Raw genomic sequence first — 26358 nt, 5'->3', positions numbered from 1 at the left:
TATTTGAATGTAGAGTAAAATTGCTAGGATTTATGTAGTTATACAGCCGATTTTGCTTTCGGTAGTAATCGGTTAGCCAGTTTTCCAATAGTAAGCCCTTGGACGATTATAGAAAATACAACTACAAAATAAGTAATCGCTACAATGATTTTTTTATGAGGGCCTTCTGCAATGGATAGTGCCAGAGCGATGGAAAAACCGCCACGGAGTCCGCCCCATACCATTATTTTTATGGTTGAAGATTCAAATTTCTTTTTAAAAGGAATGATTTTCGTTGGAATCCAAATTGATATAAGTCGACAGAGTAGTACAATGAAGATACAAATCAATCCAATAGACCAGAAGCTTAGGATATTTGGGATTAACAATAATTCAAAACCGATAAAAAGGAAAAGAATAGCATTGAGAATTTCGTCAATCAATTCCCAAAATTTATTCAGGTAGTCTTTGGTAGTGGCAGACATAGCTGTCTTTTTTCCGTAATTTCCAATAATGATTCCTGCCGCAACCATGGTCAATGGTCCGGAAATATGCATGGCCTGAGCAATCAGATAACCGCCCATAACAACCGATAAGGTAATCAATACGGACACTTTATAATCGTCTACTTTTCGCATGGCTTTGCTGGACTGTATACCCAAAATGGTTCCCAGAATAAATCCGCCCAAAGCTTCCCTGATGAGCAGCCATGAAACGTGAGGTAATGAAAAGTCGCTTGCCGGGTCTTGTGCCAATTTTAAGATTACGGCAAAAACCACAACCGCGACACCGTCATTAAACAGAGATTCTCCCGCAATTTTTGTTTCCAGTGATTTTGGAACTTTGGCGTCTTTCAGTATGCTGAGTACGGCAATAGGATCTGTAGGCGAAATCAGGGCTCCAAAAAGCAAACAGTAAATAAACGGAAGGTCTATATGGAGCAGGTCTGTAACAAAGTCCAGAATAAGTCCGATGGCCAGTGCCGATATTAATACGCTAATCGTTGAAAAAACCATGACAGGACCGCGCTGTTCACGCAAATCTTTAAGATTGACATGAATAGCACCTGCAAACAAAAGGAAGTTAAGCATGGCACCCATCAATACTTCCGTAAAATCAAATTCTGAAAACAGTTTTGAAAAGTTTGTAAATGTTTCTGGAAAAATGTTACCGGTTACTACCAGAATGATGGAACTTATCATGGCAATGATCATGATTCCGATGGTGGCAGGCAGCTTTAGGAAACGGATGTTAAGATAGGCAAAAAATGATGCGAGTACGATTAGGACTGAAAAGGAGTAGTATAATTCCATAAGTTGATTTTGGCATTTTTACAAATATAAAAAACGAGCGCAAAAACAGGGGCTCATTGCAGTTTTTTGACAAAATTTTGGCAAAAAAAATCCCCAACATACGTGGGGATTTTTCATTAATCTCTTTTTGGGTTATTTTTTTTGTCTCTTTTTTCAGCCTTTTTTTCTTTAGTAGTTTTTGCAGGCTCTTTCTTTACATTTTTCTTAGCGTCGTGACTCTTTGCCATGATTTAGTTTTTTAAATTATAATTAAACCCAAGAAAATTAAATAATTTATTTAATAAATAAAATTATATTTGTTATTATCTTAATGGTAATATTTTTTGTTAACATAATTTTATATTTTATGAAAAAAGTATTTTTATTCTTGGCTTTTTTTATTTTTTTAACAGGTTGTTCAGATTCTGAAATTAGCTCTACATCTGATCAGACAAGTACACTAAAGGTTTACAAGAAAATTTCTCAGGATGATTTGAAAAAAGAATACGAGGCTTTACAGAAATCTCTGAGTCATAAAATTTTCATTGAAGCATCAAACAATTTTATTTCCAAAATGAAATTTAATGATGATATTAAGTTAATTGAAAGTGAAGTTACACTCTTAAAATGGATATCTGATAATATTTCAATTACAGAATTCTCTAATATTGAAGAAGCAACTGAAGAATGGAAAATAATAATAGAACTTAAAGCTAATGAAATAGCTGAAAATAAAAACTTTTATAATTTAATTAAAGATGCAACCGAAGAGCAACTTATAAACGTATTTACTCCAGAATTTGAGCAGGTTACTTTAGGTGAATGTGAAAAAACTTGTAACTATGGAAGAAATAGATGTCTTTTAGGAGCGGCTGTTCGTTATGCGAAAGAATGGATGGATAATGGTGCATTTTCTGTCGCGGGTCAAGCCTATGCTACTTTGTCTTATCTCCTTAATCAATCCACTTGTGCCAAAAGTTATAGTTTATGTTTGGAAGGTTGCGAATTTAATTAACTTTTATCCTAAGTGCTTATGATATGAGGAATAGGTAATAAATTCCTTATCTAGTTAAATAGCCTGAAATTTTTTGGGCTATTTCTTTTTGTCCGCTATCGCTACTTAAGTAGTTTCTGTCATTGGCATTCGACAGAAACCCCAATTCCAACACAACAGCCGGGCTTTTGGTATTTTTTAGTAAATACATCGGTGCGATTTTTACGCCTCTGCTTCTTAGCTTATTGTCAGAAAGGACAGAGACCAATTCTTCAGCATGTGCTTTGGAAGCTTCAAACCTTTCATTTTGGTCACTCACATAAGCTTCGATTCCATTAGCTTCTTCATTGGTGTTTTTATTGATGTGTAACGAAATTACCAAATCAGGTTGCAGTTTGTTGATTTTTTCAGTTCTTTCCTGCAATGAGCTAAACTCGTCATTGTCCCGGGTTAGAATAATCTCAATTTCAGTATTCCTGTTTTGAGAAGCTATTTGGTTGGCGATGTTGGAAACAATCTGTTTTTCGGAATAAAATCCATGGGTAGCGCCTATGTCTTGCCCTCCATGTCCGGCATCAATGACGATTCGCTTTCTGCTTTCTGGTGTCGTAAACGACAAGATAGAAACGAGCACGGCTGCTCCTAAAAATCTGAAAGTGTTTTTCATACGATTAAAGTTTAGGGTTAAGGCATAATGTTAACGTGAATTTAAGAAAATATCTACTAAATACCTGATAAGTTTTGAAGAAAAAGGTTCTTCCTTACTCTTTTTCCATTTTTCAGCAGTCATTTCAAATTTAATTTCGCCTTTTCCAAACAGACCTGTTTCTTTCCAACCGCATTTTCTGTAAAAAGCTTCTGCACGTGTGTCAGGTGAGGTACTAAGCCAGACCGTTTGACTGGTCATGGAGAAATACCAATCCAGCATGTCGTCATGGAGCTTCTTTCCTATACCTTGTTTTTCATAATCAGGATGTAGAAATAAAGCCCAGATATTATTGGCTTTTAAATCAGCAATGGCAAATCCTACAATCTTACCGTCAATTTCACAAACCCAACCTTTTCCCCTTGAAAAAAGGAAGTTGTTACAATCTTGGTCGGTTACAAGGCTCGGGTCTGACAAGGTGTTTTCCTTGACCGAGTTCCGAACCTTTTGAATCTGTCGGATGTCTTCAGGTTTTGCTTCTCTAAATCGTTTCATTGCCTATTTCTTTAACAGCATGTGCAAAATAGGATAAGGTTTGCCACAACCGTCTACTTCAGAAGAGGCGACAGTTCGGAAACCAAATTTTTCATAAAAACCTACTGCCTGTTCATTGTCCTGGTTAACATCTACTTTGGTAATACTAAGATTTTCTAAAGCATGTGTTAGCAATATTTTGCCAATGCCCTGACCTCGAGCCTCTGCACAAACGAAAAGCATTTCCAGATTGCCGTCAGCAGTACCCATAAAACCAAGAATCTGGCCATTTTCATCTTTAAGGCCTATTAATGTGACAGCGCTGAAATATTGAGGAACCAGATTTTTATAAAATTCAAAATCTTCTTCCTTGAGGAAATCGTGTGTGGCTTTTACAGACGATTCCCAAACGGAAAGTATTTTGCCATATTCCGGTTCGGTTACATTTTCCAGGGTATAGTTTGAGAGTGGCATTTTTTCTTTTATGTATATTTTGTAAAACTATAATTTTAATATCTCGTCTGCCTTTTTGCAACGAATGTTCAATTCTTCACACAATTCCTTGATACGTGGCACGTCTTCTCCGTAAACAAGCATTAGCTGTATAGTATCGGCATAGCTGTCACCAATTTCAATAAGTTCCAGTTCCGGAAATTCTTTCTGAAGTTCTGTAGAAACCCATTCGATATAATCTGCCGCGTTCAGCTTTTTTTCATACGGATAGGGAGGAAGTGCACCATCGAGTTCATCGACAATCAATTCATGGATTTCATCAATTTTATCACCCACAATCATAAATTCACCTATTTCGTTAGAAACGGCAAACTGTATGACACCGTCAGGGTCGGCTTCCAGAAGCCATTCAGCCTCGTTTTCTGTGAGATATTGTTCCGGATTATCGATAGCCAGTTGCAAGTTCTCCCAAATTTCGTTTTCGTTTTCTATGTCAAAATCGGCTAATAGCAGATTGATGAGTTCTTTTATTTTTTTCATTTTTTTTGATCTTATTGTCGATTCGCCATGTCTTATCCTACTAAGTCAGGCGTTGGAAATGAAGTGTTAACTGAATTTTCTTTAGTCGTTTTTAAATTCATCTTTTGTATTTCTTCGATTATTTTGTCAACAGCAGTTCCATTCCCAAAAGGGTTGTTTGTCAGGCATTTGCTTTCGTAATATTCGGGGTTGTTTAATAGGTTTTTAGCCTCATTAACAATGGCATCGTGAACAGGTCCTACTAAAATAGAAGAACCTATCTCTACGGCTTCTTGCCTTTCTGTAGAAAAGCGGGTAACCAAAACCGGTTTTCCTAAATATGGGGCTTCTTCCTGAATTCCTCCTGAATCTGTTATGATAAGATATGAATTATCCAGGAGGTATACAAATGATAAATAATCAATCTGACCAACAAGAAAAACATTTGGAATATTACCAAGTTCATCCTCAATATGTTTTTTGCTATTTGGATTGTGATGTATTGGGAATAATACCTGAATATTTTCTGTAGCTACCAAAGTTTTAATTGCCTTACATATATTATCAATTCCTTCCCCATGATTTTCACGGCGATGGGCAGTGACTATTACTAACTTTTTGTCTTTTTGAAGAAAAGGGAATTTTTGGAGTACTTCCTTTTCTAAAGAAGGATCTTGTTTGATTCTGTCTTTTATAAAAAATAAGGCATCAACACCTGTATTGCCGCATAATACTATGTTTTCTTCGGGAATATTTTCATTCAACAGATTTTGCTCGGCTCTCGTAGTAGGCGCAAAATTTATATTTGAAATCATTGCGGTTACCCTACGAGACATTTCTTCCGGAAAAGGGGAATAGATGTCACCGGTTCTCAAACCTGCCTCTATATGGATTACTTTTATTTTTTCATAAAAAGCGGCCAAACATGTGGTAAACGAAGTAGCTGTATCTCCTTGCGAAACCATAAGATCAGGCTTAAATTCAATAATTAGTTTTTGTAATCCGATTAAGATTTTGGCAGATAATTCGCTAAGACTTTGATTGGGAGACATGACATTTAAGTTATAATCAGGTTTCACACCAAAAACAGCGAGAGCCTGATCCATTATTTCGGCATGTTGACCTGTAGAGCATATTGCTACTTCAAATCCTTCTATTTCGCGTAATTTTACTGCTAGAGGGACAGTCTTAATTACTTCTGGTCTTGTTCCGATGACGACTAATATTTTCATGTTTGTTAATGTTTTTATAAATTTCTAAAGTTTGTTGTGCTATTGATTCCCACGAATATTTCTTTCTGAATTCGAGGGTTTTGATTGGCAAATTTGTACCAGGCCAATTACTGACTATTCTGGTGATTTCCTCGGCTATTTTTTGAGCATTTTTTTGAGGCACAAGCCAACCATTTTCGTTTGTTTTGATGATTTCAGGAAGTCCTCCCACATCTGTCGCTAAAACGGGTATTCCACAAGAAATAAGTTCGATTGAGAATAGGCTCATTCCTTCCATAAGCGAAGGAATAACTCCTATATCGCTTATATTTATAAGAGGAATCAATCCGTCATGATCGACATTTCCATAGAGCCTAAAATCAACACCAACTGATTGGTCTAATTCAGCCTGAACTTGTTTTCTATATATAGGAAAGTCTTCAGCATCATTTCCAGCAAATAAAAAAACAGATTTCTGCTTTATATCATCACTCAATAAGTTGAGTGCTTTTGCTAGATATAAAACTCCTTTTGTAGGCGCCCATCTTCTGGCACATAAAAACACTACTTTTTTCTCCAGTCCCTGTTCGGTCTTTAATTTCAATTTTTCGTTAGAACCAATTTCCCGAAAACCATCAGTATCAAATCCATTTGGAATAAAATAACTATTATTCTGGCTAGGCAGGAGGTTAAGGCTCGGGGCAATAATGGCGTTGAAATGAGCTAAAAAACGTTGCTGCAAATAACGGGTTATTTTGGTTTTTTTCAGGAATAGGTATTCACCATAATGGTTGGTAAATATGATCATGAATTTTTTTGAAATCTTTTTACTCAACCGAACGCTCGAAAGATAGTCATGCTGGTGTATTATATCCGGATGAATATCTTTGATAAGGTTTAGTTTTTTAGAAATCCTGAAGTTTTGACGTATTCTATCAAAAGGTGTAATTGTAAAACCCAGCCCTCCGCTTTCAAATCCTTTTAGTTGTTGGGCTATTTTATAAATTGGATCTTTGATTTCCAACAGGTACCAATCAATACCATTGCGATTTTCAACGGTCAAATAATCTCTGTTCGATAAGGAATAGGTCATTACACTCGGAATAAGTCCTAGTTTTTGCTGCTGCTGTGCCAAGTATTTGATATGGTATTCAACACCGCCAATCTGCCCTTTGTTTTTTTCACGATAAATATGGAGGATTTTCATTAAATATGTTTGCTGATATTGTGTAAACTGTCTACTTTATAGCCTTTCCTTATGCTGATTTCTATCATTTTAGAAAGAATTTCGATCTCTTTGATACCAATATAAAACGGATGATCAAATACCATTTTATACTTTCCTTCGCTGTCGAGCTGTTTTTCAAATTCAGATAAAATTTCTTCAGATGAATAACCCAACGCTCTCAAATTCTCGACAAATCCAACGTTTCCATGTTGTCCTAAAACATTAGTAGGAAAATGAAGAAGCCCCGAAACTTCCGGATTTGGTTGTTTGCCTGTGAAATATTCATCCGCTAAAACTGAAAAGCCTCTTTGTCTGAGTACGTTGTCTATCCCCAAAGGAGATTGCCAGCAAGGTGATGCAAAAGAAATTGGCTGCGGAAGTTGGTGTTGTCTGAAATATCCAAGTCCGTAGTCTATTTCCTGAAGGATTTTTTCTTCATTCCAGTTTTTAGCATTTTTTTCCCATAGTGTATGGTTTTTCCCTCCATGTAGCCCAAGTTCATGCCCATGGTTTATTATATCTTGGAGTATTTTCTTTTGTATAGCTCCTATTTTAGGGTTGAGCAGTAAGGCGACAATACTATTGGTTACTCCAAGTTTGCTAAACATTGAAAAAGTTCCTTGTGTTGTTTTATTAGAAAACCCGTATTTAAACTTTTCTTTTAGAAATGAAGACCGATCGAATGATCTTCCCATACTTACAAAAAAAGTACATTTCGCATTATAATTCTCAAATAGCTTAAGAAGATTAGGAACCCCTTTTTGGAGGCAGATATGCGTATCTATATCAAATCTAAAACAAATATATTTTTCCACTTCTACGATTTAAAAAACTATAACGGGTTAAAAATAGCTTGCAGTATTTTTACTACTATTTTAAAATGCTAAAAATAGATTATTTTTTATTCCGAAGTAATGATCCTTAATTAAAAATATTTAACCTGAATATTTTAACCATTAGCCTTTTTTGTAAACAGCTTTTTTCTGTATCATCATTACAAAGCTGCACCACTGTCTGCAAAAAGCGGAGAATAAATCACGTTTCCAGGTAAGACTTTATTTGCTATATCCAATTCAGCTTTAGAATTATCTGTTTCTTTTGGCTGTATAATTATGGTATCTTCTTTTGCAAGGTTCTCCAATAATGTGTCCGTTTTCGTCTTTACATCCGTTTTTCGGATTAATGGCTGTTTTTGTTTAGAAGTAAAAAAACTTTTGGTTCCTATAAAGCATGGCACCACTGTTATGTATGTACATAAAATGAGTGTAAGCCTGGATAGGAAATTAATTCTTAACATGATGTTTTCGTTGAAGCTTCTAGTTGTTATAATGGGGCAGTAGACTTGGGCTAATCTGAAACAAAGTTTTTTATTAATCCTAAATTATCCTAGCGCAAAGTAATAAGTGGTAGCTATAGCGGATAAGTGGTAAAATGCAGGAGTAAGTGACTTGAGGGTAGTAAAAATAGAAGGGATAATAAGGGGTCGAAAGTCGAAAGTCGAAAGTCGAAAGTTGAAAGTTGAAAGTTCAAAGGTTGAAAGCTAAAAAGTCAAAAAGGTCATAAGGTTGGGTGCTTATTTACTTTTGTTTTCTTCGATTTCTTGTAGATAAGTAAGAAGAAAATAAAAATCTTCGATAATGGTTTGGAAGTTATCGGGTAATATTAGATTTTTTTGGTTGAGGTAGTTGAATAGTATATAATTCAGGCTTTTTTGTAGACTGTTGGGTGTAGTAAATCCGAAAAGATTTATGTGGCTTTGATCTGTTGTTTTCATGTTTAATTATTTAAAAACAAAGATGAGGTATTATTTTTAAAATGTTGTCATATAGGAAGTTGACAGTGTGTTTATTGGGAAAATTTAAACGGCAAAGAAAACTTTACCATTTAACTTTTGTTTGAAGATGGTAGGGGTTTTGTGTGTAATAATAGAGTAGGTTCTAGACTATTTATTTAATGTTTTTTAATTAAATTTTTAATTCGTTCAAACTTCGAATGTTTTTCAAACATTCCAAATATTTGGGTAAATATGAATAAAGAAAGAATTAATACAGCAATGATAGGCATAAAATAAAAGCCAGATATAATTAAAACAATATAAAAAAGAAATACAGCGATAGTCCTATATGTATTCATCATGGTTGATGTTGGTTTCAATTCTTTTAAAATTTTTTCAGCATCAATTAATGCGGTATCAATTTTTTTTTGAATTTTTTCTAATCTTCGGATTTGAAAATCATTTGATTCTGATTCCATTTTTAAATTAAAAAGTTCTTCTTCTTTACTGTTGAAAATATTTAAAATACGCAATAAATGATCCATATTGAGGGATAAGGTATTTAATCTTAATCTTATTATTAATACCAAAAAAAAGAACACACTGCTTAGTAAGCAAAGAAGCATTATTAATATATATAAATCATGACGAGAAAAGTGAGTTTGAATTTCAGTAATCCAACTCATTAAATTATTTTCAATACATTGTCCATAGTAAATATGTAAATGTGAAATAAAATTTTTAAAAACCTCTGGCTCTTTTCCCAAAAAATTAGCTGAAGCGACTGTTAAAAATCCTGAAAAAGCTAGCCCTCCTAAAAAAACACTTTCAAGCATCCACGCTTCAGATCTATAATTAATGTTTTTTACTTCACTTTCGAGCTTAGCTATTCTTGTGTCATTTATGTCTATTGGATCGAGTTCCACAATTCCGAAGCCTATTAATTCATCTGATAAGAATATGTCAGGATATTTTTTACTAACATCTTCATATCCTATAGAAATGATATCGTCATTATTTATTTTGAATTTCTTCTCAAGTTGTGGAGTTGCAGAAATTATTCCTAATGACTCTCTATATCTTAATGAGAAAAATACAGGCAGAATACAAATAGCCATTGAAAGAATGGAAAGAAAAAGTATTAGTATATATATGTACCACTTATGAGAGCTCATTATATGATAATAAAACCAAAATGAGAAGAAAAAACCAAAAAATGCTTGATAGATAAGTAGTCCTTCGGGCATTTCATCATTAATTGTAATTTTGGGATTTTCAGAAGAATATTTAGGGTTCAAATACTTTGAATATTTTTTCTCTAATTTTTTTTGATATCGACTGTAGAAAAATATTAATAAGCCTAATTGAAGGAGTTGAACTATAATAAAAATAGGAGTTGAAAAATTATTATTCAAATAGAATAATAAAACTGTTATTCTTAAAATCTGATCTGTAATGAATAGCCATGAGGTATATTTTAACTTTAATTGTACTTGTAACTGTTGAGAAACTAAATTCGTTTGCTTCATAATTTTAATTATTTATATAAAATCTTGAACCATTAGAATTATTAATGATTCTTATATAGATGAGATTTTGTTATTGTATTTATTGCTAGATACTATTGTATATTGTTAAGCAAAAAAATGGTGTCTTGGAAAGATTTGTGGTTCTCAAATATATAAAAGTTTTGTTAAAATTCGCTATATGAGATTTTTTTAGATTCTTTCTGAAGAATTTGAAAAAGTTCATAAAAATGTTAGTTGGCTCAAATAAATTTTTAATTATCTAATAAAGCTATTGTTATATAGGAATTACCAACCTATAGGTCACCATTATATTTATTTTTATTGCAAAGCCAACTTCTAAATTTAGTTTGACAGGGGTTTTTACATTGTCGGAATCCCATTTAAATACACATAAATAGCCATACAAAGGATTATGATTATTTCTACTATCTACAAAACTTTTATGTTGATGTATTTAATATGAACTGCTTTTCGATCAATAACTCAATATAAAAAACTAAAAGCGAATATAATAGTAACAACACTTGCCAAAGCCATTCCGCCTTTATTCTTAAAGAAAAGATAATGTATTGCCGTAAGAGCAAGAAATATTTCTAAAATTCCAAATACAATTAGAAAAGGAGTAGGTTTAAATAGTTTCATAGTGTAAAAACAGAATTTTTATTCCAATTTGCTTTTTCGTATTTCAATTACAAATATTTTGAAAACAGCGTATGGTTAGAAAGAACTGCCTCAAACTTTTCCCGACCACTTAGTTCGAGATTAGCGTTTAGGTTTGGATTTCTAGGATTATAAAGCTGATAATCAAAAAGCATTATTTTTTTTCCAAGGAAAGTTATATTGGCTTCGTCTTCGTTTTTGATTTTTAGGCTTTTTACAGCTGTATTGACTAAAACTTTAATTTCTTGGTTGCTATATTTCATGTTTAAGCTTTCTTCAAGAATATCTAATGCTTTTGAATTGCTTGCCAATCCGTCATCAAAAAGATAAGGCAATAATTTGCTTATCGCTTTTTCGGGTTTGTTTTGTGCTAAAAAGAGTTTTGCATACGATGTGGCAATATAGATATCGTCAGCTCTCATTTCCTTTCCGCAAAAATGTAAGTATTTATATTTCTTGTCAAATAGATAGATGTAGTCGGAAGCTTTTTTATATTCTTTTTTTTCGAAATAGATTTCGGCTAATTCTTTTGCACTCCTGTTTTTATAAAGAGCATATTGTTCTATGATTCCACCATAAGATTCTTTTTCATTGTAATCAGAATTTAAAATTTCCGAAAATATTAAAATAGCTTCATCGTTTCTGCTCAATTTTCGTAAAACAATTCCAATATTAATTTTGCTCTCGGTTTTAGAAAAGAATCTGGATATTGGTTTAAAAATGAAGTGAAGCTTTCCAGGACTTTCTTATTTTCTTCGCGATAAGCATGGGTTACAGCTTTTTCAAAGCTGATTTCATCTTCAGCAGTTTCCATTTCTTGGGATGAAGTAAGAAACGAAGAAAACAATGTGATTGTGATTAAAAGCTTTTTCATACAATTAGCGTTTTTCAAATATAAAAAATCCTCAACTGCAATCTACAATTGAGGATTTTCATTTCTATATAATCTGCCAACTACAAATTTTCTGCAACAAAATTCTGGGAGTATTCCTTTATGCTTTGCCTTACGGTTCTAAACTGTGCTGTAATTTCGTGGACTGTTCCCACAGCTTTTGCCGGGTCAGGAAAATTGTGATGGAATTTTTTTGCTTTGGAGAGAAAGATTGGGCAACTTTCATTGGCATTGTCACAAACGGTGATTATAAAGTCAAAGTTGATGTGGCTGTATTCGTCGATGTGGTTGGAAGTATGGGCAGAAATATCAATACCGTCTTCTTTCATGATAGCAATAGCGTTTGGGTTTACGCCATGGGTTTCGATTCCGGCACTATAAATTTCAGCTTTGTTGCCGGCAAAATACCTTAGATAGCCTTCGGCCATCTGGCTTCGGCAACTGTTTCCTGTGCAGAGCACGAGTATTTTTTTTGTCATAATTTTAAACTAATAGATGCAGAATTTTGCGTCGAAACCAAAAATTAATTGCAACACTATTACTGATGTGGTGATGATTATGGGCTTTTTATATTTGATAAGCTTTTGTTTCATATTATTAACAGCAGCCCGAATTGGGTGAACAGCCTGAACTGTTTGCACGCAGGTCTGATAAATTAAGCTTTTGTTTTTCTGATGGAATACCACAGGCATCCTGAGCCAGGCAGGCCGTAGTTTTGTTTTTCAATACAAATGTTTTTTGGTTAAACTCCAGGTCGTATTTGCCAATGGTGGTGCTTTGGTATTCTACTTCAATTTCAAAATCTCCAATGCCCAGTTTTTCTTCCGAAAGTTTAATGATGGTAAGCAGTTTACCTGGTTTTAGCCGGTGTTCGTAATCGTCTGCATTCCAAAGTTGAAAGTTGACGACTTTTTCTTTTCGGATAGTACCGCCACAGTCGATAAAATTTTTAGTAATCATACCTACTTCGGTAACATGAAAATGTTCCGGTACAAATGTTCCGTCTTCTAATTGGAATTCTACATTTTCGAGAGAGGGAAGAATTTGTTTTACTTCTGATAGTTTCATAGTTTTATTTATTTGTTTAATGCAATATTGCGATATAGGTTAACAAAAAAAATGCCTAACAGCATTTTGCCTTTGTGACGGTTTGCACAGTTTGAGAAAAGTAGGTGTTTAGAATCTCAATTGTTTTTTCATCGATGCAATAGCAGATTGTGTTTCCTTCAATACTTCCTTTGATGATTCCGGCATTTTTTAATTCTTTCAGGTGTTGCGAAACCGTTGGTTGTGCCAAAGGAAGCTCATTGACAATGTCGCCACAAATACATTCGTTTACTTTTGCCAGATATTCAATAATGGCAATTCTTGCGGGGTGTCCCAATGCTTTGGCTATGGTAGCTATTTGGTTTTGCTTGTCTGTAAAATGTTCTGTTTTAGTTGCTCCCATTTTTTATAATTTAATATTGCAATATTACGATAAATATTTTACGCGTAAAATATTTTTTTGCTGCATATTTTCCTTGTCTTTTTTGATCGTTGTGCAATATATGAGAATAAAAGATTAGGATAAAGTGACTAAAGTAAAGGAACCAAAAGATATAAGAAATCTCAGCTAAAGTTATCTTTTAAACGATATAAAGCAAATACCCCAAAATTCCTCCGCCAATGACTACAAAGGCACTGTTGATTTTGCGGAATTTGAAGACAATAAGCGAACTGATTATCCCAATAACGACTGTTCTCCAGTCTGTGATACTGTCTTTTGCCATTTCATAGCAAACTGTAATGATGATGGCTACAGAGGCTACATTTACGGCATCTAAAAATACGGACAACAATTTTGAGCTGCGCATTTTTTTCATCAGCGGATGGAGCAAGGCCACAAAAATAAATGAGGGCATAAAAATAGCCAGAGTAGAAATAAGTGCACCTGACAGTCCGTTAATCTGATATCCTATAAAAGTAACCGAGGAAAAAACAGGTCCGGGTGTGAATTGCCCAACAGCAATGGCATCTATAAGCTGTTGCCTGCTGAGCAGTCCGGTTGCGACCAATTCTGCATCTAAAAAAGCAAATAATACATATCCGCTACCATAAAGTATAGCACCAATCTTTAAAAAAATAAGAAAAAGATTGAGGTTTTTAGCAGATACAACTTCAGAATCTGAAATTTGCAACAAAGTGATAGGAATAAACAAACCCGCAGTTCGCTGTTGATTTATAAAGTGTATTGCCATTGCTAATATTCCGGCTCCGAACAATAAAAAAACTTCATTAATTCCGTATAAAGACAGCAATAGTACGCTAAAACCAATGGCCCACAATTGCAGGTTTTTTAAAGATTTTTTTGCTAACGGATAAATGGCAGCCAATATTACTGCTATTATGGCCGGTTTTATTCCGTATATGAATGGTTGTACTTCCGGAAGTTGGTCATATTGCTGATAAAGCCATGCAAAAAATAAAGTGATACTAACGGCAGGGAGTATAAAGCATAGTCCCGCTATTAATAAACCTTTCCAACCAGCCCTGTCTTGTCCTACATGAATTGCCATTTCGGTGCTGTTAGGTCCGGGAATCAGGTTTGTAGCGCCTATCAGATCAAGAAAATGCTGTTCAGACATCCAGCGTCTTTTGGTTACAACTTCCTGTTGCATCATAGCGATATGGGCCGCAGGACCTCCAAAGGCTGTAAATCCTAATTTTAGAAAAACTTGTGTAAGTTCTTTCAGGCGATGCTCTTTTTTCACGCTTTTGGTTTATTTGTTAGCTACTGATGCAAATAATAGTATCGTTTTAAATTATCAAATAAATCCCAATTGTTTCATAATGCTCGTTCTGTCATAGGCCTGTGTATGTCCCTCAATTTTTCCATCTTTAATGTGGTAAAACGTCATGCCATGTGCTTCTATCTTTCTGTTCGTTGCGGGCCATTCGCCAATGTTTCCGGTATTTGTTCCGGTCATAATCCAGGTGATGGCGACAATATTGCCGTCTGATATGGCCGTCCTGATGTCGAAATGAATATCAGGAAATGGACCAAAGGTATGATGCAATCGTGTTGCAAATTCGTCATGGTTCAACGTTTTGCCTTCCCAGGGATCTGCATTGTCAAGATGAATGGTATATTCCGGTGCCAGATATTTGGGAATGTCTTCCAATTTTTTTTCGTTCCAGATACGTTGCATGAATTCTCGTATCAATGTTTCGTTTGCCATTATTATTGTCTGTTTTTATCGCTGTATATGAGCAATTAATAATTTAAAATTTATCAAATATAGCCTGCTTACGAATCTTGCCAAAATATTTTTTCCAGAATTAAAATGTTACTATCTTGCCGCGCATTTTTAACAAGCTAACTAAAAAAAACGAACGAATGAAAACTAAAATTACGGCCTTTGCAGCGCTGTTTATATTTATCCTTTTGATGGGATGTTCCGGCGGAGATGATGGAGGATCTAGTTGCGGAAAAGTAGAATCAGTTACTTTTTCTACAACTCCTGTTGCGGTAACACTTTACTTTACTGGCGGCAATAATGCCAATTCCTTTAGGGTAGAATATGGTCCTACCGGATTCAGACAGGGAACAGGAACATCTGTAGTAACTTCAAATACACAGGTAGAAATTACCGGACTGGTTCCTTCTACAACTTATGATTTTTATATTACCGGAATTTGTAGCGACACAGAAAACAGCGCCCCTTATAAACTTTCAAGCGTTACAACACAAGCCAGTCAATGTACAGGAACTACCTCAGTACAGTTTGGTCAATTATATCCTGATCAGATTGACCTTCAATTTACCTATTCAGGCGGATATGCAGAATATTACGAAGTGGAATATGGACCGGTAGAATTTACTTTAGGAACCGGAACCAAAGCAACTACTTCTTTCGGGACTTCTTCAAAAACTCTTACAGGAATCCAGGCTTCAACAAACTACGATTTTTATGTACGTTCTTATTGTGCTTCTGGCGAAAAAACTCCTTTTGTCAAATTCAGCTATACAACTATGAATGGATGTCCGAAACCTACTAATTTGTCAAGTTGGATTGTTTCAGGAAGTTGTAATAGTGGTACCGCAACCAGAGCTTTTTCATGGAGCTATTTAGCTGGTACGCCACAAAGTTATACGATTTCTATTGTTCAGGGAGCTACTGATAATCCTGCTGCAGGAAATACTTTTGTTACTTCTACAACTGGTATATCTATTTCAAATATGTTCTGTAATTGGAGGGCTTTTTATGTAAGAGCCAATTGTACATCCAATGACAGCAGCGAATGGGCCGGACCTTATTATTTTTAAGAAACTTTAAAAAGAATAATAAAAAAGCGGGTTTCCGGAAAGGAAGCCCGCTTTTTTATTTATGCAAAACTTATTTATTATTTTTTAGGAATAAACATTTCCGGATTTTTCATAACCATCCATATCGCCATCCCAAAAATGATTATCATGTAAATTACAAATCCTATCGCTAATGCCAATAATACTTTAAGAATAATATCGCCTATGCTTTTTTGTGTATAGTATTCCTTATAAAACCATACCATAATAATCGGATAAGCAATAAAGGTTGAGAGCGTCATGAAAGTCACAAAGATTGCCGGTGTATCTTTCAACAGGTATAAGATTGGAAAGAAAACAACAATGGAAACGATTGTATAATAAATCAAAGTATAGGTATTCATAATTACATGTTCGTAATAATTCTCTCCCCATTTTTTGAATACCAGGGCTGTTACAATCGAAGCCAGTGGAATTAACAGTAACATGATTATTGAACTATAGGACGACAATAAGGACATTGCATCATGCATACCGGGCATAGTTAATTTCTGTTGCCCATAGATTTTTTGCATGTAATTTTCCATTATTACATCTGACTTGATGACTTTAAAGGAAAGGAAGGCAGAAATACCGCTCAATACAAAGGCGAGTAGGATGGGTTTATAATGATTAACCCTATCACCATCGATAAATTTTTTTGCCGTTTTTCCAGGGTTTCTGGCAACATTTTTTAGAGAATAGAAAAAGCCTTTATTGGTGTGTACGGCCAGATATTGGACTTCATCAATGAGGTATTTGCGATCAATCCTTTTGTATTTTTTTTGTCCGCAGTTACTGCAAAAATTTTCAGTTATAGGGCGGTTGCAGTTCAGGCAATTGTTTTCCATTTTTATAAAATATGTTGGAAGTTATTATTTGGAGTTTCGCGATTTGATTTCTGTATTAAGTTGGCCAAAGCGAATATAATTTGGAAGCATCGTTAGCATACAACCCGGAATAATGGCAATAAGTGCGAAATTTTTACTTTTTATACCTATGAAAAGAAGTCCGGCACATGCTATAAGCATTACGATACTGAATGCAATCAGGACACTTTTTAGTGTATTTTTTTGTTTGTGCAGCTCTTCCAGCGTTAATTCAGAGAGTTTGTTGGTTTTCATAGGATTGGATTGTTGTTTTGCATTATGTTAAAAACATCCCAAATATAATAAATCCCCAATTGCTATTACTAGTAGGGATTATATTTCTAAATTAAAAACGGATGTTCTATGCCTTGAATAGGTTTATAGTTTCTGTAATTAAAGCCTGCATCAACTCATCTGCCTTATGATGTTTTAGGGTTGCAGTGTTTTGTCCAGACCAAAAATTTATCATATCTGTTCTTCCTTGTGCCAGAGCAGCTACTCTTAAAGGAGCAATTAGCCTGGTTTGTAAAGGAAATGGCAATACTTCGGTTTCAAATTTTACTTCGTCAGCTATTTTGTTGCTTACCATTCTGCCCACTCTTCCGGTGAGTGATTTTGAAAGAACCGTATGTTTTGGACTGCCGGAAAGCAATACCTCTTTATGTAGAGGAGTAGCACCTGATTCGTCAGTAACCATAAAAGCAGTGCCTAATTGAACGGCATCTGCTCCCAGCATCAGTGCCGCGGTAATACCTTTGGCATCTGTAATTCCTCCGGCAGCAATGATTGGTGTAGTTGTTTTTGCTTTTAGCTGCTGAATAAGTGTAAAGAGTCCGGTCTGAGAATCCTGTGCCGGCCTAAGAAAAGACGGACGGTGGCCTCCGGCCTCAAATCCGGAAGCTACAATGGCATCAACTCTGGCTTCTTCTAATGCCAACGCTTCATCGAGTGTTGTTGCCGCGCCTATTGTTTTGATACCCAGCCTGCGTGCTTCTGCAAGAATTTCTTTGGAAGGTATGCCAAATATAAAACTAAACACAGCCGGGCGAATTTCAAACAAAACTTCTACCTGTTTTTCAAATTTGGAAGGAATGTCTGTTGATAATTCTGGCAATGGAATATTCAATTCGTCAAAGTAAGGCTTAAATAGTGCCTTTACCCTGTCTAAAGATTCTTTTGGATAATCAGCCAGGCTTTTGTCAACATCTGATACCCATAAATTAATATTGTAAGGTTTGTCGGTTTTAGCATTGATTGCTTTTCCTGCTTCCCTTATTTCTTCAGGAGTGAGAGTATAGGCTCCAAAACTGCCTAATCCACCTGCATTGGAAACAGTGGCAAGAAGTTCAGCAGTCGAAAAACCACCACCCATTGGACCCTGCAATATCGGGTATTGGATGCCTAACAACTCTGTTATTTTAGTTTTATTCCACATGATTTACTCATTTATATGTGTCAATAATTTGTTAACGATAACCCATTTTCCATCAATCAGAGACAGACTGAGCAGGTCGTAATAATTGTACTCAAAAATAGGAACGTGGGTTTTCGCAACGGCAATCGTATTGATAATTTCTATGGAGATGATTTCCATACCAAATTTAGTTCCTAATGCGTTCGGGCTTTTTCGATTTTTTACACCTTCCAAATACTCTTCAAACGTTTTAAAATAAGGTTCTCCATTTATATCGCCTGATAAAAATGCCATCGGATGGAAAGCGCTTCGGAGCAGATGGATGTCACCTACAAAAATACCATTAAAATAATCTTCCAGTACGGAAGTTATCAGTTTTCTGTCTTCGTTTATATTTCTCATCTTTTCTGTTTTTAGTGATTAAGCGATGCGATGTCCGGCTACATGACCGCCATCCAGATTGATGATTTCTCCGGTTACAAAATTACTTTCAGCAAGATATAAGGCAAGTTCAGCAACATCTTGTGTTTCTCCAATTCGATTAAGGAGATGTAATCCTGCGAGGTTATCAGCATCGGCAACCCCAATTTTGGACTGTAACGGACTTCGTATAATGCCGGGAGCTATAGTATTGATACGGATGTTGTTTCTTCCAAATTCAGCGGCAAGTTGTTTCGTAAGTGCATGAATACCTCCCTTACTTGAAATGGGCGCGGTGGCTGGAAAACCGTCAATAGCGTGGTCAACCAATACGGTGCCTATGTTGATGATGGCTCCTCCGTCCTGAGTAAGCATTTGCCTGATAGCAGCCTGACTTGTAAAAAAAGTTCCTTTGAGATTAATATCTAAAAAACGGTCCAAATCTTTTTCTTCTACATCCAGGAAAGGTTTGGGTTGGAAGACTCCAGCATTGTTTATCAATACATCGGCACTGCCAAAATGTTTGACGGCTGTTTCAATAAGCTGTTTTCCTACTGATATGTCGCTTATATCTCCGGCTACCGAAACGAGATGCTCTTCGTGTCCCAACTCTTTTTGGGCGTTTTTAAGATTGTCTGCATTAGCAGAATTGATTACTACATTGTATCCTTTTTCTAAAAATAGCTTTGCAATAGATTTTCCGATTCCGGTTGATGCTCCTGTTATTATTGCTGTTTTTGTTTTCATTGTTGTTAATTTTTAAGAATTGCTTTTTTGTGCCGTAATACCTTTTTCGCGCAGAACCGAAACCTGTTCTCCGGCAAAACCCCAGTCGTCAAGTTCTATTTCCTGTAGGACTATATGAGTAAGATTGGGGTCTTTGCCTAATATATCGCTCATGAGATTTGTTACGCCGGCAATCAATTGCTGTTTCTGTTCTCTTGTAACACCTTCACGGGTTAGTTCAATTTTTACATAGGGCATGGTCTTGTACTTTAAATGATTAATTTATAGTACAAAGGAAGGGAGGAATTTTAGGAGGGATGAGTGACATAGGTCACATTCCGTAGCAGGCTATTTTGAAGAATTGTACAACCTGCTCAGGGTTTCTCTTGAAACACCCAGATAGGCCGCAATCAGATGCTTCGGAACCATATTATAGAGGGCAGGGTAGAGTGCCAGTAGTTCCTCATATCGGGTTTTGGCATCATTATTCATGAAAGAAAGGAGCCTTTTTTGTGCCGCAACATAGCCTTTGTTAGTCCGCCATCTGAAAAAATATTCGACCTGGTGTAATTCACGGCATATTTTCTCTCTGGCTTCATTAGTAATCGAAATGACTTCTGCATCTGAAATACAGTCAATAGTGATGGTAGCCTTGGATTTGTTGTATAAAGCGGCGTAGTCTGATGTCCACCAGGTAGGCATGGTAAACTGAAGGATATGCATTTTAATATTGTCGTTCATAAAAAATGCTTTCAGACAACCGGAAAGGACAAAGTATTCTTTTTCGACATCATCACCTTCGTTGATAATGACCTCACCTTTTTTAAAAGATTCGGCTTTGAAATGTGAAAAGAAATGTTCAAACTCCTCTTCTGATAAGGAAGCGGTTTTTGCAATATGCTGTTTTAAGATTTCTTTGCCTTCCATTTTAATATGTTTATTATGGCTATGACCTTTGTTTTTGAAATTGCTATACTATTGTTCCTTTATTGTATCCAATAAATCATCCAATTGGCTGAAACGGCTTTCCCAGATTTTTTTGAACTGTTCGAGCCATTTGTCTATTTCTTTCATCTTGTTAATTTCAAGCTGGTAATAAATTTCCCTGCCTTGATGTTCTGGTTTTACCAATTCGCATTCAGCCAATATTTTAAGATGTTTTGAGACTGCCTGACGTGTAGTGTCAAAATGTTCTGCGAGGGCATTAGGAGTCATGGGCTGTAAAGCAATCATGGCGATAATGGCTCTTCTGGTTGGATCTGCAATTGCCTGGAAAATATCTCTTCTCATATTGTCTTAATTTGATAAACAGTAGAAGCAACTAATTGGTTGCAAATTTAAATGCAACTTTTCGGTATCACAAATGTTTTAATGTTTATTTTGGTGAATGTTATGGTTAGTGGATCAATGCCTGAGCAAAAGCAATAATATGTCCGTAAGGGTCTAAAAAAATAACACCCCTCTCTCTCGGGTTTTTGTTTTTAATGGGTTGCTCTGTTGGTCAGTCGTCTATAGAGTGATTTGTATCAGCCGGATTGTTTTATGGTTTAATTATTATAATGAAACTATGACTTAAAAAACTCACCAAAATGCCATAATATGCCCGATGGGTCATGAAGAAAACACTCTCTACCCCAATCGTGATTGCGGATAGGAACGAGTCTTGCATTTTTGTATTTAGAGGTAAGGTCTAAGGACAAAAGATTGTCCCAACAGACCTGTACATCTTCTACTTCTAAAAAAATCATGGTATTGTCTATCCAGTCTTTCACATAAGCATCCTGCAAGTAAAACCCTAAACCTTCCTGTGTTTTGAAAAAGGACATGTTAGGAAACAGTTCGACTTCTTCAAATCCTAAATCTTTGTAAAAGCTACGGGATATTTCAAAGTTTTGGGCCCCGATAAAAGGACGAATAGAAGTGGTTTTAATTTTCATGGCTTTCTTTTTCTATAAATTTAGTGAAATTCTTTGCATTTGTCAGAAGAACGTAGCCAATTATTATTTTTATGAAGTGATAAATAAGCCAGCCTGATCGGGGATAATCTTTTAAAAACTCTTTCTGTTGCCAAAAAGTAATTAGGTCTGAACAAAAAACAGGCAGGCTTTCTATCAATATCAGTGCACCTACTATGATTATTGCAATGGTTAGCACAGTTGTACTTTTAATAGTAAGGTCTATTCTTTCTTCTTTGAAATTATGGTTAAGTTTTAATTTTTCGATAATCCAGGTTGTTTTAAAAAGGAATAACCCTATTGTAATTATAAAAAATGCGATAACCGAAAAAAGTCCTAGCCAAAGTAATAGTAGGCTTTGGAAATCGATGCTTCCATTCGCAAATGAAATTGTCGATAAAAATTGAGGAACTATAGAAATACAACTGAATAATAGCCACAATCCTATAATTTTGAGAAGCAGTTTCCAAAAAGTATCAATTAGCATATTTTAGAGTTTAAGTTAAGACTATTTTGAAAATTTTTCCAAAACTTCATTCAAAGAAGGGAGAAAATAAATTTGTCCCATTTTATTGCTCTCAAAAATAAAATCTTTCAGACTTTTACTCTGATAGCGGCTGAAATCTCCCACAATGACAAGACGGACACGATAGGTTGAAAATTTTTGGAGTATTTCGCCCGCAATTCCTGTTTTCAGGTCAAAAAAAGCCGAAGTGATGTTTTTTTCATAGATTATGATTTTGTCAAAACCCTGATAATACAAATTGCCAAGTAAATCCAGTCCGTCATCTGAGGTTTTGATTATTTCATCATCTGAAATTATTTCGGCTATGTTGGTGTCTTTTAAGGTATGCGTTTTTATTTTCATAATCATGAGGATGTTTTCCAAATATAAAAAAATCCCTGACTGAAATTTGAAATCAAAAATCTCAAATCAAAAATCTCAAATCAAAATTATTAACTCAAAGCCTTTACAAGCCCATAACTATCCTCCAACAAACGATAGCGAATAATTAAGCCATTCTCAATCGTGAAATGTATAGAAAATAAACTTTCATATGTTTTTCCGGTTCTGGTCATTCGGGAAGAAAATTCACCTGTTACTACGGCATGATTATCTTCTGCCAAAATATGATCAATTGTGGCACCCAAAGGTTCTGTGTTAGCCCATAATAATTCAAAAAAGGCTTTAACTTCTTTTTTAGTGCTTTTCTTTCCGAGCCAGGGAGCCACTTCTTCATTTCCCGGCACCAACCAGTCTACATTTTCAGGAAAGTAAGTCAATAGTTTTTCTAAATCTCTTTGGGCAAGCGCTCCAAGATAGTTTTGAATTGTATGTAATGTTTCTTGTTTAGTGGTAGAATCCATAATAGTAGATAGCAATTATATATCTATCAAATATAAAAAATCCCCGACTGCAAATTGCAATCGGGGATTTATATTCTAAAGTCTCAAGTCTCAAGTTTTTAGTCTAAAGTCTCTAGTCTAAAGTCTAAAGTCTCAAATCTAAAATCTAAAATTACTCATTCACTATGACCCATTCGCCAGAAGCCAAAAGACTTTCTGCCTTTTTGTATTTCATAGTTTCGGTTTTGCCGCTCATGACATGCTTCACGGTAACATTGTCGTTACGGTTGATTTTTGGCATATCACGTACGATGGTTTCCGTCACCTGAGGTCTCTGTGTTTGTCCGGCTTCACGGTTTGCAGCAGCAGCTTCGTCAGTATTTGGAATCTCGTCTTTTGAAGTCTTGTAGTTTTCTTTTGGACGGGCAACTTCTCTTGCTTCGTGGATTTCAGGATTGTTCTGTTGTGGCAGGTCTCCTTTGAATAAGAAAGAGATTACTTCTTTATTGACATTGTCAATCATGTTTTTAAACAGGTTGAAAGCTTCGAACTTGTAAATCAATAAAGGGTCTTTTTGTTCGTGTACTGCTAACTGAACAGACTGTTTCAATTCGTCCATTTTGCGCAGGTGCTTTTTCCAGGCTTCATCAACAATTGCAAGCGTGATGTTTTTCTCGAAATCGCTTATCAATTGAGCTCCTTCCGTTTCGTATGCCTTTTTCAGGTCGGTTACGACATTAAGGGTTTTGATTCCATCAGTAAACGGAACAACGATTCTTTCGAACTGGTTGCTTTCGTTTTCAAAAACATTCTTGATGATAGGGTAGGCTTCTCTTGCACTTCTTGCGGTTTTTTCATTATAAAATTCCAAAGCCGACTTGTATACTTTTCCTGTCAGTTCCTGAGCTGAAATTTTTGCGAAATCAGCTTCATTTACCGGAGAGGTAATAGAGAAATAGCGAATCAATTCGAATTCGAAGTTTTTGAAATCATTGGACGCTTTGTTCGCCTCAACAATCACTTCGCAAGTGTCATACATCATGTTGGCAATATCCACTTTCAGACGCTCTCCGTGCAAAGCATGGCGACGACGCTTGTAAACTACTTCACGTTGGGCGTTCATAACGTCATCATATTCCAAAAGACGCTTACGTACACCAAAGTTGTTTTCTTCTACTTTTTTCTGTGCTCTTTCGATAGACTTTGTCATCATAGAGTGCTGGATTACTTCGCCTTCTTTCAAACCAAGTCTGTCCATAACTTTAGCAACTCTTTCTGAACCGAATAAACGCATCAGGTTATCTTCAAGAGAAACATAGAATTGTGAGCTACCCACATCTCCCTGACGTCCGGCACGACCTCTCAACTGACGGTCAACACGACGCGAATCGTGACGCTCCGTACCAACAATGGCTAAACCACCGGCAGCTTTTACTTCTGGAGAAAGCTTGATATCCGTTCCACGACCTGCCATGTTGGTAGCAATAGTCACAACTCCGGCTTTACCAGCTTCTTCAACGATTTGCGCTTCCTGCTTGTGCATTTTAGCGTTAAGTACGTTGTGAGGAATGTTTCTCATCTTGAGCATACGGCTCAATAATTCTGATATTTCAACAGAAGTAGTACCAATCAATACCGGTCTTCCGGCAGCAGAAAGCTGGGTAACATCTTCAATTACCGCATTGAATTTTTCACGGGTACTTCTGTAAATTAAATCTTCTTTATCTTTTCTGGCGATTGGCTTGTTGGTTGGGATTTCAACAACATCCAATTTGTAGATTTCCCATAATTCGCCTGCTTCCGTAACTGCCGTACCGGTCATACCTGCCAGTTTGCTGTACATCCTGAAGTAGTTCTGTAATGTAATGGTAGCAAATGTTTGGGTAGCCGCTTCGATTTTTACGTTTTCTTTTGCTTCAATTGCCTGATGCAATCCGTCAGAATAACGACGTCCGTCCATAATACGTCCGGTCTGTTCGTCAACAATCAATACTTTGTTGTCGATGATAACATATTCTGTATCTTTTTCAAAAAGGGTATAAGCTTTCAAAAGCTGCGTTAAAGTGTGGATACGCTCGCTTTTTACGCTGAAATCCTGAAAAAGTTTTTCTTTTTCTTCGGCTTCAGCATCTTTGTCAAGATTCATTTTTTCGATTCTTGCAATTTCAGTTCCGATGTCTGGCAGAATGAAGAAATCATTGTCAGTGTCTCCAGAAAGGAATTTGATTCCGTTATCTGTCAATTCAACCTGATTGTTTTTTTCTTCAATCACAAAATACAAGGCTTCATCAATCTTGTGCATTTCGCGGTTATTATCCTGCATGTAGTGGTTTTCAGTTTTTTGAAGCAGTTGTTTTACCCCTTCTTCACTCAAAAACTTGATTAAAGCTTTGTTCTTTGGTAAACTTCGGTAAGCTCTTAGTAATAAAAATCCGGCTTCTTTAGTATTGCCTTCTTTTAATTGTTTTTTAGATTCTGCTAAAAACCCGTTTGCTAACTGTCTTTGTAAGTTTACCAGGTTTTCAACTTTTGGCTTTAGCTCGTTGAACTCGTGGCGGTCACCTTGAGGAACCGGACCTGAAATAATCAACGGAGTTCTGGCATCATCTACCAAAACCGAATCGACCTCATCGACAATTGCGTAATTATGTTTTCTCTGTACCAGTTCTTCCGGAGTATGAGCCATATTGTCTCTCAAATAATCGAAACCAAATTCGTTATTTGTTCCATAAGTAATATCAGCATTATAGGCCTTTCTTCTTCCTTCAGAGTTTGGCTGGTAGTTATCAATACATTCTACCGTAAGTCCGTGGAATTCGAAAAGAGGCGCTTTCCATGCGCTATCACGTTTTGCAAGGTAGTCGTTCACGGTTACAAGGTGAACACCATTTCCTGTGAGTGCATTCAGGTATAACGGAAGCGTAGCAACCAATGTTTTACCTTCACCCGTTTGCATTTCGGCAATCTTACCCTGGTGAAGTACGGCTCCTCCAATTAATTGAACGTCGTAGTGAATCATGTCCCAGGTAATTTCTTTTCCTGCGGCATTCCAGCTATTAGCCCATATTGCATTATCGCCTTCGATAGTAATATAACTTTTCGTAGCAGAAAGTTCCAGATCTTTTGGTGTTGCCTTTACTGTTACATGCGTATTCTCTTTAAATCTTCTGGCTGTTTCTTTTACAACGGCAAAAGCTTCAGGAAGGATTTCCATCAAGGTCTTTTCGGAAATATCGTAAGCTTCTTTTTCCAAAGTATCGATTGAAGCATAGATGTCTTCTCTGGCATCAATGTCCTGTGTTTTCTCTACTTCGAGTTTGTAAGAGGCAATTTTTGCATCTTTCTCAGCTCGTGCTTCCTTAATTCTCTCCTTGAAGTAAATAGTTTTTGCTCTTAATTCGTCGTGCGAAAGAGCAGCTAATGTTTCTTCGTGTGCTTTTATCTTCGCGATAATCGGCATGATGGCTTTTACATCCTTTTCCGATTTATCACCTACAAAAGCTTTTAATATGCTGTTGATGAAACTCATGGGTTGTTATATTTCTATTTATAAAATGTTGCAAATTTAAGCAAAAAAAAAGCCTCTATT

General features: G+C 35.8%; 33 protein-coding genes. 2 read left to right on the top strand and 31 right to left on the bottom strand.

Annotated features, from left to right (window positions below; genetic code table 11):
• Nucleotides 1–38: 38 nt before the first annotated feature.
• The gene (locus tag BGO88_RS05685; protein WP_286706251.1) at nt 39–1292 is read right to left on the bottom strand and encodes a cation:proton antiporter; all 1254 of its coding nucleotides are present in this window, start codon (nt 1290–1292) and stop codon (nt 39–41) included.
• 346 nt (nt 1293–1638) lie between these two features.
• On the opposite strand from BGO88_RS05685, the gene BGO88_RS05680 reads away from it, so the two are divergent.
• Nucleotides 1639–2286, top strand: coding sequence for a hypothetical protein (locus BGO88_RS05680; RefSeq protein WP_286706250.1), 648 nt, complete (start codon nt 1639–1641; stop codon nt 2284–2286).
• 46 nt (nt 2287–2332) lie between these two features.
• Here the strand turns inward: BGO88_RS05680 and BGO88_RS05675 are convergent, their stop codons facing one another.
• From BGO88_RS05675 to BGO88_RS05595, 17 genes are all read right to left on the bottom strand, one after another.
• Nucleotides 2333–2932, bottom strand: a complete 600-nt coding sequence (locus tag BGO88_RS05675) for an N-acetylmuramoyl-L-alanine amidase family protein (RefSeq protein ID WP_286706249.1) — start codon at nt 2930–2932, stop codon at nt 2333–2335.
• A 30-nt stretch (nt 2933–2962) separates the two neighbouring features.
• Complete coding sequence (locus BGO88_RS05670) at nt 2963–3466, bottom strand: GNAT family N-acetyltransferase (RefSeq protein ID WP_286706248.1); 504 nt, start codon at nt 3464–3466, stop codon at nt 2963–2965.
• A 3-nt stretch (nt 3467–3469) separates the two neighbouring features.
• Nucleotides 3470–3919, bottom strand: coding sequence for a GNAT family N-acetyltransferase (locus tag BGO88_RS05665; RefSeq protein WP_286706247.1), 450 nt, complete (start codon nt 3917–3919; stop codon nt 3470–3472).
• 27 nt (nt 3920–3946) lie between these two features.
• Entirely contained in the window at nt 3947–4438 is a 492-nt protein-coding gene (locus tag BGO88_RS05660) for a hypothetical protein (protein WP_286706246.1), read from the bottom strand.
• A gap of 32 nt (nt 4439–4470) precedes the next feature.
• The gene (gene wecB / locus BGO88_RS05655; RefSeq protein WP_286706245.1) at nt 4471–5649 is read right to left on the bottom strand and encodes a non-hydrolyzing UDP-N-acetylglucosamine 2-epimerase; all 1179 of its coding nucleotides are present in this window, start codon (nt 5647–5649) and stop codon (nt 4471–4473) included.
• Entirely contained in the window at nt 5606–6835 is a 1230-nt protein-coding gene (locus tag BGO88_RS05650) for a glycosyltransferase family 4 protein (RefSeq protein ID WP_286706244.1), read from the bottom strand. Before BGO88_RS05650 ends, wecB begins: the two co-directional genes overlap by 44 nt.
• Nucleotides 6835–7671, bottom strand: coding sequence for a polysaccharide deacetylase family protein (locus BGO88_RS05645; RefSeq protein ID WP_286706243.1), 837 nt, complete (start codon nt 7669–7671; stop codon nt 6835–6837). Before BGO88_RS05645 ends, BGO88_RS05650 begins: the two co-directional genes overlap by 1 nt.
• 179 nt (nt 7672–7850) lie before the next feature.
• Complete coding sequence (locus BGO88_RS05640; protein ID WP_286706242.1) at nt 7851–8153, bottom strand: hypothetical protein; 303 nt, start codon at nt 8151–8153, stop codon at nt 7851–7853.
• 276 nt (nt 8154–8429) lie between these two features.
• Nucleotides 8430–8630 (bottom strand): hypothetical protein, encoded by a 201-nt coding sequence (locus BGO88_RS05635; protein WP_286706241.1) that lies wholly within the window; start codon nt 8628–8630, stop codon nt 8430–8432.
• A gap of 176 nt (nt 8631–8806) precedes the next feature.
• The gene (locus BGO88_RS05630) at nt 8807–10159 is read right to left on the bottom strand and encodes a hypothetical protein (RefSeq protein WP_286706240.1); all 1353 of its coding nucleotides are present in this window, start codon (nt 10157–10159) and stop codon (nt 8807–8809) included.
• A 689-nt stretch (nt 10160–10848) separates the two neighbouring features.
• On the bottom strand, nt 10849–11469 hold the full coding sequence (locus tag BGO88_RS05625; protein WP_286706239.1) for a hypothetical protein: 621 nt from the start codon (nt 11467–11469) through the stop codon (nt 10849–10851).
• Nucleotides 11466–11693, bottom strand: coding sequence for a hypothetical protein (locus tag BGO88_RS05620; RefSeq protein ID WP_286706238.1), 228 nt, complete (start codon nt 11691–11693; stop codon nt 11466–11468). The genes BGO88_RS05625 and BGO88_RS05620 overlap by 4 nt, the downstream gene beginning before the upstream one ends.
• A gap of 80 nt (nt 11694–11773) precedes the next feature.
• Nucleotides 11774–12190, bottom strand: coding sequence for an arsenate reductase ArsC (locus BGO88_RS05615; RefSeq protein ID WP_286706237.1), 417 nt, complete (start codon nt 12188–12190; stop codon nt 11774–11776).
• A 118-nt stretch (nt 12191–12308) separates the two neighbouring features.
• Complete coding sequence (locus BGO88_RS05610; protein ID WP_286706236.1) at nt 12309–12779, bottom strand: DUF6428 family protein; 471 nt, start codon at nt 12777–12779, stop codon at nt 12309–12311.
• A 55-nt stretch (nt 12780–12834) separates the two neighbouring features.
• Nucleotides 12835–13161, bottom strand: coding sequence for an ArsR/SmtB family transcription factor (locus BGO88_RS05605; protein ID WP_286706235.1), 327 nt, complete (start codon nt 13159–13161; stop codon nt 12835–12837).
• Between the two features lie 178 nt (nt 13162–13339).
• Nucleotides 13340–14464 carry a chromate efflux transporter gene (chrA, locus tag BGO88_RS05600; RefSeq protein WP_286706234.1) on the bottom strand — a complete coding sequence of 375 codons (1125 nt, stop codon included), beginning with the start codon at nt 14462–14464 and terminating at the stop codon, nt 13340–13342.
• A gap of 54 nt (nt 14465–14518) precedes the next feature.
• Nucleotides 14519–14932, bottom strand: coding sequence for an ester cyclase (locus tag BGO88_RS05595; RefSeq protein ID WP_286706233.1), 414 nt, complete (start codon nt 14930–14932; stop codon nt 14519–14521).
• A 158-nt stretch (nt 14933–15090) separates the two neighbouring features.
• Here BGO88_RS05595 and BGO88_RS05590 point away from each other — a divergent pair, with 158 nt between their 5' ends.
• A complete protein-coding gene (locus tag BGO88_RS05590) occupies nt 15091–16020 on the top strand; it encodes a phage tail protein (protein WP_286706232.1) in 930 nt (309 codons plus the stop codon).
• A 77-nt stretch (nt 16021–16097) separates the two neighbouring features.
• Here the strand turns inward: BGO88_RS05590 and BGO88_RS05585 are convergent, their stop codons facing one another.
• From BGO88_RS05585 to secA, 13 genes are all read right to left on the bottom strand, one after another.
• Entirely contained in the window at nt 16098–16889 is a 792-nt protein-coding gene (locus BGO88_RS05585) for a DUF3667 domain-containing protein (protein WP_286706231.1), read from the bottom strand.
• 24 nt (nt 16890–16913) lie between these two features.
• On the bottom strand, nt 16914–17162 hold the full coding sequence (locus tag BGO88_RS05580) for a hypothetical protein (RefSeq protein ID WP_286706230.1): 249 nt from the start codon (nt 17160–17162) through the stop codon (nt 16914–16916).
• Nucleotides 17163–17268: 106 nt separating this feature from the next.
• Nucleotides 17269–18342, bottom strand: a complete 1074-nt coding sequence (locus tag BGO88_RS05575; RefSeq protein ID WP_286706229.1) for an NAD(P)H-dependent flavin oxidoreductase — start codon at nt 18340–18342, stop codon at nt 17269–17271.
• A 3-nt stretch (nt 18343–18345) separates the two neighbouring features.
• The gene (locus tag BGO88_RS05570; RefSeq protein WP_286706228.1) at nt 18346–18723 is read right to left on the bottom strand and encodes a nuclear transport factor 2 family protein; all 378 of its coding nucleotides are present in this window, start codon (nt 18721–18723) and stop codon (nt 18346–18348) included.
• An 18-nt stretch (nt 18724–18741) separates the two neighbouring features.
• Nucleotides 18742–19488: an SDR family NAD(P)-dependent oxidoreductase gene (locus tag BGO88_RS05565; RefSeq protein WP_286706227.1), complete on the bottom strand. Its 747-nt coding sequence runs from the start codon at nt 19486–19488 to the stop codon at nt 18742–18744.
• A 12-nt stretch (nt 19489–19500) separates the two neighbouring features.
• Nucleotides 19501–19725 (bottom strand): tautomerase family protein, encoded by a 225-nt coding sequence (locus BGO88_RS05560; protein WP_286706226.1) that lies wholly within the window; start codon nt 19723–19725, stop codon nt 19501–19503.
• A gap of 90 nt (nt 19726–19815) precedes the next feature.
• Entirely contained in the window at nt 19816–20394 is a 579-nt protein-coding gene (locus BGO88_RS05555) for a Crp/Fnr family transcriptional regulator (protein ID WP_286706225.1), read from the bottom strand.
• 48 nt (nt 20395–20442) lie between these two features.
• On the bottom strand, nt 20443–20757 hold the full coding sequence (locus BGO88_RS05550; protein WP_286706224.1) for an ArsR/SmtB family transcription factor: 315 nt from the start codon (nt 20755–20757) through the stop codon (nt 20443–20445).
• 275 nt (nt 20758–21032) lie between these two features.
• A complete protein-coding gene (locus tag BGO88_RS05545) occupies nt 21033–21404 on the bottom strand; it encodes a VOC family protein (protein WP_286706223.1) in 372 nt (123 codons plus the stop codon).
• Nucleotides 21394–21909 carry a hypothetical protein gene (locus tag BGO88_RS05540; protein WP_286706222.1) on the bottom strand — a complete coding sequence of 172 codons (516 nt, stop codon included), beginning with the start codon at nt 21907–21909 and terminating at the stop codon, nt 21394–21396. The genes BGO88_RS05545 and BGO88_RS05540 overlap by 11 nt, the downstream gene beginning before the upstream one ends.
• Nucleotides 21910–21930: 21 nt before the next feature.
• Nucleotides 21931–22290, bottom strand: a complete 360-nt coding sequence (locus tag BGO88_RS05535; RefSeq protein WP_286706221.1) for a DUF4180 domain-containing protein — start codon at nt 22288–22290, stop codon at nt 21931–21933.
• 89 nt (nt 22291–22379) lie between these two features.
• Complete coding sequence (locus BGO88_RS05530; protein WP_286706220.1) at nt 22380–22790, bottom strand: nuclear transport factor 2 family protein; 411 nt, start codon at nt 22788–22790, stop codon at nt 22380–22382.
• A gap of 151 nt (nt 22791–22941) precedes the next feature.
• Entirely contained in the window at nt 22942–26298 is a 3357-nt protein-coding gene (gene secA, locus BGO88_RS05525; protein ID WP_056069850.1) for a preprotein translocase subunit SecA, read from the bottom strand.
• Nucleotides 26299–26358: the final 60 nt, after the last annotated feature.

It is taken from the genome of Flavobacterium sp. 38-13, from assembly GCF_001899155.1.
Lineage (GTDB): Bacteria > Bacteroidota > Bacteroidia > Flavobacteriales > Flavobacteriaceae > Flavobacterium > Flavobacterium lindanitolerans.
This window is presented reverse-complemented; position numbering and strand designations above follow the sequence as displayed.